1 pseudogene is annotated in these 244 nt (G+C 30.3%); it reads right to left on the bottom strand.

Features of this window, described 5'->3' with window-relative positions:
* Window positions 1–244 (bottom strand): annotated as a pseudogene (locus ACEWL1_RS12180) (hypothetical protein); the annotation flags it as partial.

Below are 244 nucleotides of genomic sequence, written 5' to 3' on the forward strand. Positions count from 1 at the left end.
GTTTTTCTATTTTCAATTAACGATTTTAGTTGGGTGTTTTTTTTTGCTTTCCGCGCATTTAAAACTGTTTTAATGTTGGTTTTTTGAATTGCTTTTAATTCATCATTCCACCAAGACTCATTGAAAATAAAAGTTTGAGAAAAGGTCAATTCTTTGACGTCATTTGGTTGTAACTCGAGGCTGAGTTTATCAGTAAGATAAGTGCTATCAGAAGATTTTAGATTGATCTCTTTTGGGAAAATAA

Origin of the sequence: Polaribacter gochangensis (assembly GCF_046224025.1) — a bacterium.
Classification (GTDB): Bacteria; Bacteroidota; Bacteroidia; order Flavobacteriales; family Flavobacteriaceae; genus Polaribacter; species Polaribacter gochangensis.